Origin of the sequence: Providencia sp. wls1916, assembly GCF_009706585.1 — a bacterium.
Classification (GTDB): domain Bacteria; phylum Pseudomonadota; class Gammaproteobacteria; order Enterobacterales; family Enterobacteriaceae; genus Providencia; species Providencia lanzhouensis.
Map to the genome: position 1 here is coordinate 17,093 of NZ_WLUL01000019.1, position 12,848 is coordinate 29,940.

The following is a 12,848-nucleotide window of genomic DNA, read 5'->3' on the forward strand; positions in this document are numbered from 1 at the left end:
GGCGGGTTATTTGGTAAATGAAGGGTAATAAAGCAATAAACTACAAGAATAGGTAAAAAATGCTTAACCCCAACACGTTTGTGCCACTGAAAATTATTGCTTCTGGCATCGCACTACCCGCACATAAAGTATTGTCGATGGATTTGGATAAGCAGCTGAATAAACCGAACGGTTACGTTGAAAAACGTTCGGGGATTAGCTGGCGCTACCATGCATCAAATACCGATAGCCAAGCGGAATTAGCTGCTTCAGCAATTCACGATGCATTAACTCGCCACCATATTGACCCTGCTTCAGTGGATGCCTTGATTTGTGCATCAGCTATTCCTGTCCAAGCCCTACCTTGTAGCGCAGCTCATATTCTTGCAAGTTCAGCACTTCATTCGGGTATTGCCTGCTTTGATGTGAATGCGAGCTGTGTGAGTTACTTATCGGCGTTGCAAATTGCGGGTGGGCTACTCACTACCCATCAGTATCGCCGAATTGCAATTGTCTCTGCGGATATTGCCTCTCGGGGGATCGATTGGGAACATGAAGAATCCTCGCTTATTTTTGGGGATGGTGCGGCTTGTACTCTTGTTGAACGCGGTGATGGGAATAGCGGTATTTTGGCATTTCGTCTAGAAACCTATCCTGAAGGATTAGATCTCTGTGAAATTCGCGCGGGGGGCACTCGTCGTAATCCACGTTCAGGGATGGAGCCGAGCGATTTCTTATTCCACATGAAAGGCAAACCTCTATTCAAGATGGCATCCGCCATGGTTGAGGATTTTATGGAGAGAATACTGTCTCAAGCGGGAGTGAGCTTAGCGCAGATTGATACGGTGGTTCCCCATCAAGCGAGCCACTTATCCTTGGAACATATGCGTAAACGCCTGGGTGTTACCGCCGAGCAGTTAGTCGATATCTATGCCACACACGGCAACCAAGTCGCGGCATCAATTCCTTCCGCGCTGCATGAAGCCATTATTACCGACCGTTTTTATGGCAAATCCCACGTAATGCTGGTAGGAACCGCAGCCGGTTTAGCGTTATCCGCACTGGTTCTTATACCATGAAAATCTTAGTCACAGGTGCGACCAGCGGGCTTGGGCGCAATGCCACAGAAATCTTGCTACGTGATGGGCATCAGGTGGTGGCTTGCGGGCGTGATTTGGCTATTGGTCAGGAGTTAACGGATGCGGGGGCGGTATTTATTCCCGTAGAACTGGCAACATTAACACCGGAAACCGCGCGTGAATTGATGGCAGGGTGTCAGGTAATTTGGCACTGCGCCGCACTGTCGGCGCCATGGGGTGCGCGTGAAACATTCGAAGCCATTAATTGGCAAGCCACCAAAACCTTGGCGCAGACTGCGGCAGAGCAAGGTATCGAGCGGTTTGTGCATATCTCCACCCCTGCAATCTATTTTAATTTTACTCACCAGCACAATATTTTCGAATCAACGAATAACACGCAATTTGCTAATGATTATGCGCGGACGAAGTTCCTTGCCGAGCAAGAAATTGCCAAGATAGTACCGAATTATCCCTCAACCACCTTTGTGATTTTGCGTCCTCGAGGATTATTTGGGCCTCATGATCGGGTTTTATTGCCGCGTTTGATGGCGCAAGTCCGCGCCCGCCATGGCAAATTGGTGCTGCCGGCAGGGGGCAAAAATGCCTTCGATTTGACCTACGTTGAAAATGTGGTGGATGCCATGATGTTGGCAACCCAAAAACCGTTAAAAAATGGCTCGATATTTAATATTACTAACCAAGATCCTCAACCGTTAGCCACCACATTAAAAATGCTATTTAAGCAAACAGGCACTGAGTGCCAGATTAAATCAGCCCCTTATTCGCTATTATACGGTGTGGCGTTTTGTTTAGAAAAATTAGCGATTATGCAGCGAAAAGAGCCGTTATTAACCCGTTATAGCCTCGGCGCTGCTTATTTCACGATGATTTTAAACAATCAACGCGCTCAGCAGGAACTCGGTTACATCCCACGCTATTCCATGGCGGAGGGCATCGCACGCACCGCAAAATGGCTTAATGAAAACCAAGAGGGCAAACTATGATGAACATTCGGGTATTTGAAGTGGGATATTGCACCCATCCCGGTTGTGTTGCCCTCAAAGGTGCCAGTATGAAAGCGTGTAAATTCCCCGCGCGGGCATGGCTGATTGAGGGGCATGGCCAGCGCTGGCTGTTTGATACGGGGTATGCCGACCATTTTTATGATCATACCCGTGAAGGCATCATTCGGTTGTATCGAGCGGTTACGCCGGTTTATTTTGATACCAAAGATGCTCTCGTTTCTCAGCTCAAGGCGGATGGTATCACGCCTGCTGATATTACAGGCGTCATTATTTCCCATTTCCATGGCGACCATATTGCGGGGCTGCGGGATTTCCCTTCAGTACCGCTGATCTGTTCGGGGGAAGGGTGGAAAAAAACGCGTAACCTAACCGGATTTTCCGCATTACGTAAAGCTTTTGTGCGTGGGTTAATCCCTGAAGATTTCGAAGAAAGAGCACGGTTTTATGAAGGCTTTGAGCGTATTGAGCTGCCTGAAGCCTTAGCCGAATTAGGATTTGGCTACGCAATAAACCCAGAAAAAACCTTAATTGCGGTGCCATTACCGGGTCATGCCGCGGGGCATACTGGGTTATGCGTGGCAACGGATGATGGCTGGATTTTGCTGGCGGGAGATGCGGCATGGTCACCAACGAATTACCGAGAATTGCGCGGACCAATGGCGGTGGCGAATTTAATTATGGATGACCGCCAAGCCTATTACGACACGCTCAATAAATTGCATCAGATTGATAAACGCCAGATACCGATCCAACTGTGTCATGAGGGTGAGCTGTGAAACTGCTGAAAATTCTGTGGTATTACTGGCAGGCTCGCCGACTGCGTTTTACGGATAGCGCAGCGCTAGAGGCATATCAACAGCGAAAATTATCGGCATTTACGCAGCGTTTTTTACGGCGTAGTCCCTATTTTGCGGCATATTGTCAGCAAGCACTTACTCAGTGGCCTGTGATGAATAAAGCTTTGATGATGCAGCATTTTGACCGCATGAACACCCAAGGGCTGAAAGTGGATGAGCTGCTTGCCTGCGCGAAACAGAGCGAATCCTCCCGTGATTTTTCTCCAACAGTGGGGAAATTCAGTGTGGGGTTATCGTCTGGGACATCAGGAAGACGTGGGGTGTTTGTGGTCAGCCCAAATGAGCAAGCTCGCTGGTCGGGAACCATGCTCGCTAAGATGCTACCAGATGGATTATTTGCCGGAGAGCGCGTTGCATTGTTTTTACGTGCAAACAATAACTTATATGAAAGTGTGAATAACCGCTGGCTCTCATTTCAGTTTTACGACTTGTTAGGAGATTTCGATGAGCATCTTGCTGCGCTTAATCAATGGCAGCCAACTATTATTGTTGCTCCTGCACAGGTGCTGGTAGAAATTGCAAAGCGCCAGCAGCGAAATGAGTGCTCACTAACCCCAAAAAGGGTGATATCAGTGGCGGAAGTGCTAAATGCGGATGATAAAGCCCTGCTAAAAACCGTTTTTGCAGATGTTGGCGAAGTGTACCAAGCGACGGAAGGTTTTCTTGGCTGCACCTGCCCTCATGGCACATTGCATCTGAATGAAGCTTTTTTGCATATTGAAAAACAGTGGATTGATGAACGCCGTTTTTTACCGATTATCACCGATTTTACGCGGCAAACTCAGCCCATAGTGCGTTATCAGCTGGATGATATTTTGGTCGTTAGAGAGACTCCATGTCCCTGTGGTGATGTGCAAATAGCCATTGAATGCATCGAAGGGCGTAGTGATGACCAAATAGTTTTAACCAATCAACAAGGTGAGCCAATAACCTTATTTGCGGACGCCTGTAACCGAGTGATGTGCAATACGTTACCGATAGAAACAGATTACCGACTTCATCAACAGGGGCAGTTATTCACCTTATCCGCGGATTGTGAAGACACGGCGCTGTTGGCATGTAAGCAAGCACTAACTGACTACTTCGAACTGCAAGGCGCAGTGACTGAGCATCTTCAGTGGCAACTCAACACCACCTTGCCCGAGACGACAATGGCAATCAAACGTCGGCGGATCATGCGGGAGGCACCATGATAACGTCGATGTCAGTGTGGCAGCGCGTGGGGTATTTACTATTAGGTTGGGGATGTGTTGGGTTTATCTACTCTTTGACGGGGCATATTTATTCTTCTGCGCACGTTATTTCCCCCTCGATCATTGATGATGCCATCGGTTATTCGCCAAATGCGATATGGCTTTATCTCTCATTTTTCCTTTTTATTCCTTGCGGTTATCTGCTGAGTCACGCAGAAAAAGTGAAGCCGTTAATGTGGCAGATGATCCTCTGTGCGGTGCTATCTGGCACGGTGTATTTGATTTATCCAACCACGGCAGAATTCCCTCAAAATATAGGGAGTGGATTGACTCAGCAGGCACTTGCCAGGTTATTGCAGGTGGATACGTCGCAAAATATGCTGCCTTCGCTCCACGTGTCGTTAACATTAATTGCGTGGTGGGCTCTGTGTCGAAAAGGTCAATTTTTGAGAAACCTCTTGTGGCTATTGTGGGCGTTGATGATTATTTTTTCTGTCTTAATGCTGAAGCGGCACCTATTTATTGATGTGGTTGGCGGCGCGGTTTGTGCGTGGATAGCGATAACGGTTGTTCGCTTATGGGCTGCTTATCCGTCACGGAGAGTGCGATGAATGAACTGACATTTCCCATTATCTTTATGGTGGCGATTGTGATGGTGGAAGCGCTGATTATTGCTCGCCAAAAGCGCGTTTCATTCAGTTGGCAAGATGTGGTTTTTAACCTTAATTCCGGGCATATCATGCTGTGGCTGTTCCGTGGATTAGAACTATTTTGCTACGGTTTTGTGGTCACGCATTTTTCTTTTGGTCTTACCGATAGCTGGCCAACGTGGTTGGTGTGGTTGTTTACGTTAATTGCTTGGGATTTAGGATTTTATTGGCTACATCGTTTGCACCATCGTTACCGTCTTTTGTGGGCCGTGCATGTGGTGCACCATCAAGGGGAGCATTTTAATCTCTCATTAGGGGTACGTAATTCGTGGTATTCCTCACTCACTTCGATTCCTTTCTTTCTGTTATTGGCGTTGATGGGCGTGCCGCTCACTGTTTTTATGACGATATCTGTGCTTCATTATACGATTCAATTTTTTAACCATAGCGGGTTAATTCCCCGTTTTAAATGGCTGGAATCATGGATGGTGACGCCGCATCATCATCGGGTTCACCATATAAAAACGGGTGGGTACGCCAATCGTAATTTTGGCGGTAGCTTTATTATTTGGGGCAAGCTGTTTGGGACGTTTTCTGAATCTCCTGAAACACCGTATCAATACGGTATCGGTGGTGAGGTAGCGACGGAAAACCCGCTGATTGACAGCAATCGTCCATTCTTGCGTATTTTGGGTGTGAAAAAAACGAATAAACCAACGCATTCCCCTCGTTATCACATCGGAAAAATGGGGCTTGTAGGCGGGACATTGCTGCTGTTCGCGTTGGTGATTGGCTATGTGTATCGCTATGGGTACGGTTTTAATGGCACGACCCTTGAGCAAGTCGGGTTATTTATTCTGTTAGCGGCAGGAACTGTCGCATTATCTGGCTTATCAAGCGGTTATGGCTGGGGGAAATGGAGTTGGTTTACGGTGGCCAGCCTGATGCTGTTATTGATCATTATTGCAGGTTGGTTGACACCATTTTGGCTGGTGGTGGGGGCGCTATTATGGTTGCACAGCGCTGCTGTGCTAATGGGCATAGGAATAACGCCTGTGGATAGACGTGATGTACAAGCCTAAACCATTACCGCCCCTCGCTTTTCGCCAGCGGGATGACTTGGCTTTTCACCGTGCATTGCAGCAAGCGGCAAAGGGGTATCTGCAAGAAAAAGGCGATCACCGCTTTGCCGATGGCTGGGTCTATCTCAAAAGTTTTATGCTGATTTTGGTGTGCTTAGGCAGCTACGGGCTAATGCTCAGCTCCCAAGGTGGAATACTGTTTTTTGTGGGTTATCCGCTGTTTATTTTCTTTGCCTTATTGTTGGCGATTAATATGGTGCACGATGCCTCCCATAACGCCGTTTTTCAGCGAGGAGCACTTAACCGGATTGTGAACTTTTGGGTGACAATTCCTTTAGGGTTAGATCCTGATTGTTGGCGTGTGCGGCACATTGTTTTTCACCATTCCCATACTAATGTTCGTGATTATGATCTGGATATTGAAGAGAATTTTTTACTGCGCCAAACTCCATACCAACGCTGGTATCCGTTTATGCGTTGGCAGCATTTGTATTGGCCGTTGATAGCGGCAATGACGTTTCTCGCGCTGATTTGGGGCTACGATTGGTTTGACCGTTTTCATTTCACCCGCGTCGCGCCAAAAATGCGCTATCAAGGTGCGAAAGGTATTGGGGTATTTTTTCTGAGTAAGAGCCTGCATCTTGCCTTGGCCATATTATTACCCTATTGGGTGTTATCCCCGTATGGCATCGGTATTGGCACATTGTTGGGTGTTTATCTGCTTAGCCAAATGTTCGCGTCATTTATTTTTGTGGTGCTGATTTTGGGCACTCACTGGGCGAAAGCCACTTTTTATACCGCGCCAGATTCAGGGCGTATGGAGCAAGGGTTTTATACCCATACATTCTCAACAACCTATGATTGGCAAACCACGCCGAAGTGCCTTACATATTGGCTCGGTGGGCTGAATTTACATCTTACCCACCATTTATTTCCCAATTGGCACCACCGGCATTACCCCGCGCTCGCCCGTATTATTCAGCAAACCGCCGCACAGTTTGGTATGGATTATCACTGTGTCGATGCCAAAACCTTGTGGCGTTATCAGCAGCGGTTTTTAAAGCGAATGGGAACAGGAGAAGGGGTTAGGTAAGCGATAGTCGCCGACCTAACTGTTGGTTAGTTTAGCTCAGATTGAACATGTTGCAGGCTGCGCACCCACGGTTTATCCCGTTGAAATGCAGAGGGTAAGCTTGGTGTGGCGTGTTTTGCGGCTCGGAGCGTTGGGTATTCGCCATACACTAATATATACCATTGGCGGTTATTTCTTACCGTTTCATAGACCAAATAATTACGTAATTTATGTCGACGAGCACGTTCATAAAGCCCTTCAGGGCTGCTTGCGCTGCCTAATTGTAATGTGTAATGGCGAGGGGAAGCTGAGCGAATATCGCCACCTAAGTTAGTGCTCACTGAGGTGTGTTTCGCCACCGGAATCGTCACCTCTATCGGTTTGCTAGGCGTGTTGATTGGCATTAATTCTACTTGTTCAGTTTCACCTTTTTGTTCTGACGGCGGCAATACAAGGGTAATGATCACTTCAGTCGGTTCGTCAGAAACGGTTTCATTTACCGCTGGTGCTGTTTGTTGCTGAATATGGGCTTTATGTGCAGCGGCGAGCATTAAGCGTTCACGGTGCTCGGCAATAGGTTGCCATATTTTAGTCAGTTCCTTTTGCAATAGGCGCAATGTGGCATAAATCCGGTGTGGTTGATGGTTGTTTAAAACCTCCAGTAGCACCTGATTTCCCTTGGCAGAGAGCTCGATAGCATTAACTTGCGGTTCAGCGTGAACGGGCTCGGTCATCGGTAGGCTGATTAAGTTGTACGAATATTGCTGGCAACGTTGTTCATCAACCGCTTCTGTGGTGACAGTGGTATCTTCCTGAATGTCATGCAATGCCTGTTGCGCTCTTTCACGCACTTCATTATTCGCGGCAATGGCTTTTTCCAGCCACCAAATTGCGCAGGCTGAGTTTTGAGGACCTCCTTCACCCGTGAAAAACAGAATCCCTAAATGGTATTGACCGAGGGGATAGCCCTGCAATGCGGATTGCTGAATATAGTAGCGCCCTTTGGCGAGATCTACAGGGACGCCATCTCCATTGATGGATTGCACACCAAGGTCGTGAATTTGCTCAAGGGATGTTGGCGATGTGACTGAAAGTGCAGGGCGGCACAATAGAAGCGAAATACCCATGAGCAATAAGGTGAAAACGCAGTGGCGGTGAGTGGCTATCATGGCATTCTCATCGTTGAATGATAAAGGCTTAGTGGTTTGTGGTGAAAACCACTAAGCGGTTAGGCAGGTTATTCCCAGTCAAGAGTGACGGTGGCGGTGGCAGAAGCGGCGCCAGATTTAAAACCTTCTCCAAGCGCACAGAGGCTAAAACGGTAAGGGACTTGATGTGGACCAACGGTGAGCTCACCTAAATCAACGATATGTGAGAGGGGCTTACCGTTTGTTAGAGTAAAATTTACACCGTTATTATCGCAAGGGGGATAAAGAGACTTAATGGAGGCTCGTATGGTCGCAGGTGCCACCTCTCCAGTGGTATCCATTGTCATTTTTAAGTCGTTTGTGTATCCTTGATGCGTTCCATTTAGTGTCAATTTAGCGGGAGCATGAGCACCATTATCTCCAGTGCAGTTGATCGTAAAATTCCCATCAACTACGCCTAAAACATCTTTACGATTTCCCCCAGGAGTACCAGAAGTATTACCTTCCCAATCCCAAATATTCACTTTACCGAAATCAATTTTTGCTGGGGTATCGATGGTGCATTGGATTGGCGGAGCATAGGTAAATTCAATACGATTAGAGAGGTGGACACGCATATCTCCCACTTCCAGATTAACATCTCCTGAATATGAATAAGTACCAGGTTTCACTGAATCACTGATATATAACGCAACCTGTAAATTTCTAGCCTGATATAAGTTATTTCCAGTAATGCGAATGGGGATACCTGTGGACTTTAGTCCTGCTTCATATTTATAAATTCCGCTATTTTTGAAAACGTTAACTGTGTTTTGGTTTTGTATACTGGATGCTTTCGGTTCTGCATTATATTGGTAATCAACTCTAACGTTATAACGGCTGGAGGCAGTGTAGGACATTCCTGAAAAAGTGAGTACTATACCAGGCTCAAGAACCACTCCGTGGTGGCCATCAACAACTCCCCAGTCGCTTCTGGAAACAGTAGATACTACTGTTCCATGAATAACACTCTCCGCACCTCCTTCATAGTAAGGTCTTTCTTCTTTAGTGATAGCTTCACCTGTCCATACTCTTTTCCCGGATTCCCTAAATACTGCTCCGCTAGGAAAACTCCAGTTATCAGCACTGTAACTAACAGCTGTGAATGCATTGTATATAATTAAACCTGCCGCGGCTGACCACACTTTTCCCCAGCGTTTTTGGTTGTTCAATTTCATTATTTTTCTCCTGCTGGTGACTGTAACCAACGTGTTTTATTGGGTGTTTGATGTAAAGGTTCGATGTTTTCCATTGGAGTGGATATCTGCTGAGTCGTTGCTGGTGTACTCAATTCCACAGGCTGTGCGTGCTGTTGCCCACTCACACAGCGATAAGAGACTTGACGGATTGGCATATCGGCTGAAACGTCCACATGGCGTAAATCGAATTTCACCTGACATTGCTGTGCGGCTGTCTCCCCCCACTTCACTAACAATTCCCCGGTTTCTGGTAATCCCGTCAGGTACACCTGCCCGGCATCCCCCACAATGCTGCTAATGTTGTCAGCGCTGTTATCGGAGGTTAAGGTTGCAATCGCCCCAAAGGGCACATATTTGGCCCCCTGTTTTAAGGTCATGAGCACTTGGTAGCCGATACGGGTACGGAAACTGGCTTTCACCACTGCGCCTTTGGTGGGGTAAACGTTGGTATTGGATTGCGGCAAATCGACGTTTTCAGGCAGTGTGCTTGGGTCTAAGCCAATGCTGTTTTTGTTATAGTCGGAGAGATAAGGTGCCACCGCATAGCCTCGCCAATCCGTGACAGCAGAACCACCATTAACACTGACCCCTTCGGCGCCCGGTGCACTAATCAGTGCAACAGAGTCCCCCATCGAACGGCTTAAGGTTAGCCCTTCGGCGTGGAGCAAGGCGCCGCCGCTGGCATTCATATTGATTGACTGGGAATTATTGCTATAACTATAACCGGTACTGATACTGCCTTTATCGCCTTGGTAGCCCGCATTCAGGTTGGTGTTGGCTATTTGCCCTTTATTTCCCCAGCTTTGTGACGCGCCATACGACAGCTTGCCATCCAGCATGTTGCCGCTCAGGCCGCTATTATTTTGCGTGCGCCCATTTTGGTCATGGCTCATGGAGTAGGTGGCATAAATGGACTGTAAATCACGGTCTTGGGTAAACACACTGAACGGCACGCTTAAGTTAAAAGAGAGCTGGCGGTTTTCCGGCCAGTGATTGCGACTGTCTTTGACGCGGTCGATATTGTAGTTCACACCGTAACTGACCCCTTTAAAGCTGTTGCTGTAGCCCATGGATAAACCCGTTAACGTTCGGCTGCTGCCCCAGTAATCATCACGATTAGCGCGAAAATGCAGTGAGCCATACTGTTGCATCTGTTGGCTGAGCTGGGTTTGGAAGCTGCTGCGACGACGCTGTAAAGTCCACGGGCTAAGACCCTCTTCAAGGCGATAACCTTGGCTGTTAAATTCGCTAAAATTATAGAAATGCTCGGTGGAGTAACGTAATGCAGTTAAATCCACCGACGTGCCGGTTGCCATTAAGCTTTTTGAGTAACGGATACGGTAAGATTGCCCCGTTTTTCGCTCGCTAGAGCTGGTAACTGGGTTGGAATAAGTAAATTTAGCCGATGAGTGCGTGACGTCCGTGGAGACAGCACCGAAGTCACCTAAAGAGACTCCTGTTCCTAAACTCAGAGATTGATAATCTTTTGCCAGCAAGGCGCCGCCATACACCGTGACATCGTTATGCAGCCCATAAACAGCAGTACCGAGAATAAAGTCAGAACGACGTGAGCTGGTGGTCAAGTTGCCATTGTAACGACCGGAGGCCACTTCGTATTTCCAGCCACCGGGGCGCAACATCACGGGTAAAGATGAGTAGGGAACTACAAACTGGCGCTCAGCGCCATCGGCTTCGGTGACCGTGACGTCATAATCCCCGGATAAGCCCGCTTGCTGGATATCATTGATATAAAAGGGCCCTGGAGCCACATAGGCTTCATACACGATATTGCCATTTTGGCGAATAGTGACGCGAGCGTTGCTGTTGGCAACACCACTGATCGCCGGCGCATAGCCGCGTAATTGGCTTGGCAGCATTTGCTCGTTAGAGGTTAGCTGCACGCCCTTAAAGGGCACACCATCAAACACATCGCTGCCCGTGCTGCTTTCACCGACTAACAATGTCGAGCGTAATGCACGAATATCCCGTGATAGGGTGGTATTGGAAAAGTAGGTTTGGGTGTTGGTCGTGGCCGATTGGTTCTCGCTCCCGCTGTATTCGAAACGGGAATGGGTGAGGTTACTGCGCAGACGCCACGGCCCTGCATTGGCACCCAATCGTGCGGACGCAAAGACGTTGGTATTTTGATTTTTTTTGCCGTGGTCATAGCGGCTCGTGGTGCGACCGGCGCTGACGTTATAGTTCGCCATGAGTGCCGGAATGCCATCGTCCCATAATGACGGATCCGCATTACGGTTGACTTGAGATTGCATCGCCACTTGCGGCACGCTGATGTTTAATCGTAAGCGTGACAAATCTAATCGGGTTGTCGCTTGTGGGATCAGGGCGCCTAAATCTGAAATAAACTCGCCGTTAGGTAAGTCTTTCAGGACAGGAATTTGCGACACATTGACCCCAAAGGTGTCGAGCTGCTCAGGGGTTAATTCCGGTGCGATTTCACCGTGGGTATTTTTGATAAAATTAAGCGTGAATTGCCCCACGTCCTGTTGGTTCACAAATACGGAAACGGTGTATTCCCCTTCGGCAACGCCACCGGCTTGTGAGAAGGCGGATAAATCCACGTCTGTGTTTTCACCTGCAACCCCTAAAAAACTGGGATCAAAGTAATCTTCGGCCTGTGTTGGCGCGACCGCCAATAGCAATACACACGCCAGCGGGTGATAACGGAAAAAAGGATTTTTTGGCTGGTGTTCAGCAATTTTATCGGCTTTTTTCATGGTCTTCCTTTATCTTGCGAATGCAAGAATCCTCCCGTTGCCAATGCGCATCGGGTGAATGTGTTTATCTGTCGGGTGTGGTTACATTGCTGAGAGTTGGCGTGTTCTCATTTTGTCGGTTCCGCCATCGTCTTCCATGAGCTGCCAATGAATGTCGCTTCCCATATGGCTGGCATCAAGGGGCCACTGCGCCTCCCCAAAGGGGGGGATCATGCGTGAGGAACTTAAATTCAGGGCGTTCTTCCCCACCGACAGTGACGCTAACGTGACATAAAAAGGCGTCGGGTTTTTCAGGGTTAGCGTGTTTTTTGTACGCTGAAATTGCAGCTGTTCGGCGATGTTGTCGAGATGATGTTCCGGTAATCCCGCGGGGCGATAAAACAGCTTCAGATTATTTTGTACGGCAAGGATCATTTGCGCGCCTTCCGCCGCCTCTTTTGATTGCGCGGGGATCGCCGTCAGTGACAACTGCGCAATCGACTCTTTATCTTGCGCGAGTAAATGATGTTTTTGAAGAATACGCAATGTGAGCGTTTCACCCGGTTCGAAGCGCTGTAACGGTGGTAAAGCAATAAATGCCGTCAAATTTTCATCGGCGGCTTCGGTATTCTCGTTCGCCGTTTTGCTTGATGAATTCCCTTCCCACGGCAAGAGGCGCGCCTGCAATAAATACGGTATCGCCGTATTATTGGTGATAGTGTACGTCACCCCGTTTTTGGCATCATGGGGGTAGATAATACGGGTTGAATGCAGTGTCAGCCCATTAATTTGGTCTTGGATGTTATTT

The 12,848-nt window shown here is 48.0% G+C and carries 11 protein-coding genes; 7 read left to right on the forward strand and 4 right to left on the reverse strand.

All coding sequences use genetic code 11. The features are described 5' to 3' along the window. The first annotated feature begins 59 nt into the window (after nucleotides 1-59). From GKR61_RS13180 to GKR61_RS13210, 7 genes are read left to right on the forward strand one after another with little or no spacing between them, the layout of a single operon-like run. Complete coding sequence (locus GKR61_RS13180; RefSeq protein WP_154599948.1) at nucleotides 60-1,058, forward strand: 3-oxoacyl-[acyl-carrier-protein] synthase III C-terminal domain-containing protein; 999 nt, start codon at nucleotides 60-62, stop codon at nucleotides 1,056-1,058. Continuing rightward, nucleotides 1,055-2,062: an NAD-dependent epimerase/dehydratase family protein gene (locus tag GKR61_RS13185; protein WP_036949607.1), complete on the forward strand. Its 1,008-nt coding sequence runs from the start codon at nucleotides 1,055-1,057 to the stop codon at nucleotides 2,060-2,062. Before GKR61_RS13180 ends, GKR61_RS13185 begins: the two co-directional genes overlap by 4 nt. Then, nucleotides 2,059-2,859 (forward strand): MBL fold metallo-hydrolase, encoded by an 801-nt coding sequence (locus GKR61_RS13190; RefSeq protein ID WP_036949609.1) that lies wholly within the window; start codon nucleotides 2,059-2,061, stop codon nucleotides 2,857-2,859. The genes GKR61_RS13185 and GKR61_RS13190 overlap by 4 nt, the downstream gene beginning before the upstream one ends. Beyond that, on the forward strand, nucleotides 2,856-4,133 hold the full coding sequence (locus GKR61_RS13195; protein ID WP_336426628.1) for a F390 synthetase-related protein: 1,278 nt from the start codon (nucleotides 2,856-2,858) through the stop codon (nucleotides 4,131-4,133). The genes GKR61_RS13190 and GKR61_RS13195 overlap by 4 nt, the downstream gene beginning before the upstream one ends. Beyond that, nucleotides 4,130-4,744 (forward strand): phosphatase PAP2 family protein, encoded by a 615-nt coding sequence (locus GKR61_RS13200; protein WP_036949615.1) that lies wholly within the window; start codon nucleotides 4,130-4,132, stop codon nucleotides 4,742-4,744. Before GKR61_RS13195 ends, GKR61_RS13200 begins: the two co-directional genes overlap by 4 nt. Further along, complete coding sequence (locus tag GKR61_RS13205; protein WP_154639835.1) at nucleotides 4,741-5,865, forward strand: sterol desaturase family protein; 1,125 nt, start codon at nucleotides 4,741-4,743, stop codon at nucleotides 5,863-5,865. The genes GKR61_RS13200 and GKR61_RS13205 overlap by 4 nt, the downstream gene beginning before the upstream one ends. Further along, on the forward strand, nucleotides 5,852-6,958 hold the full coding sequence (locus GKR61_RS13210) for a fatty acid desaturase family protein (protein ID WP_154599949.1): 1,107 nt from the start codon (nucleotides 5,852-5,854) through the stop codon (nucleotides 6,956-6,958). Before GKR61_RS13205 ends, GKR61_RS13210 begins: the two co-directional genes overlap by 14 nt. A gap of 26 nt (nucleotides 6,959-6,984) precedes the next feature. Here the strand turns inward: GKR61_RS13210 and GKR61_RS13215 are convergent, their stop codons facing one another. The 4 genes from GKR61_RS13215 to GKR61_RS13230 all read right to left on the reverse strand — a co-directional run. Next, complete coding sequence (locus tag GKR61_RS13215) at nucleotides 6,985-8,106, reverse strand: SPOR domain-containing protein (RefSeq protein WP_230083162.1); 1,122 nt, start codon at nucleotides 8,104-8,106, stop codon at nucleotides 6,985-6,987. A gap of 68 nt (nucleotides 8,107-8,174) precedes the next feature. Beyond that, the gene (locus GKR61_RS13220) at nucleotides 8,175-9,302 is read right to left on the reverse strand and encodes a hypothetical protein (protein ID WP_051422572.1); all 1,128 of its coding nucleotides are present in this window, start codon (nucleotides 9,300-9,302) and stop codon (nucleotides 8,175-8,177) included. Continuing rightward, on the reverse strand, nucleotides 9,302-12,061 hold the full coding sequence (locus GKR61_RS13225) for a fimbria/pilus outer membrane usher protein (RefSeq protein WP_230083163.1): 2,760 nt from the start codon (nucleotides 12,059-12,061) through the stop codon (nucleotides 9,302-9,304). Before GKR61_RS13225 ends, GKR61_RS13220 begins: the two co-directional genes overlap by 1 nt. 81 nt (nucleotides 12,062-12,142) lie before the next feature. Beyond that, nucleotides 12,143-12,848: fimbrial biogenesis chaperone (locus GKR61_RS13230; RefSeq protein ID WP_154599736.1), on the reverse strand; the 706-nt coding region annotated here is incomplete at its 5' end.

Coding starts and splice junctions, on each gene's coding strand:
- GKR61_RS13180 (WP_154599948.1), top strand. CDS start 60: ATGCTTAACCCCAACACGTTTGTGCCACTGAAAATTATTGCTTCTGGC.
- GKR61_RS13185 (WP_036949607.1), top strand. CDS start 1,055: ATGAAAATCTTAGTCACAGGTGCGACCAGCGGGCTTGGGCGCAATGCC.
- GKR61_RS13190 (WP_036949609.1), top strand. CDS start 2,059: ATGATGAACATTCGGGTATTTGAAGTGGGATATTGCACCCATCCCGGT.
- GKR61_RS13200 (WP_036949615.1), top strand. CDS start 4,130: ATGATAACGTCGATGTCAGTGTGGCAGCGCGTGGGGTATTTACTATTA.
- GKR61_RS13205 (WP_154639835.1), top strand. CDS start 4,741: ATGAATGAACTGACATTTCCCATTATCTTTATGGTGGCGATTGTGATG.
- GKR61_RS13210 (WP_154599949.1), top strand. CDS start 5,852: ATGTACAAGCCTAAACCATTACCGCCCCTCGCTTTTCGCCAGCGGGAT.
- GKR61_RS13215 (WP_230083162.1), bottom strand. CDS start 8,106: ATGATAGCCACTCACCGCCACTGCGTTTTCACCTTATTGCTCATGGGT.
- GKR61_RS13220 (WP_051422572.1), bottom strand. CDS start 9,302: ATGAAATTGAACAACCAAAAACGCTGGGGAAAAGTGTGGTCAGCCGCG.
- GKR61_RS13225 (WP_230083163.1), bottom strand. CDS start 12,061: ATGAAAAAAGCCGATAAAATTGCTGAACACCAGCCAAAAAATCCTTTT.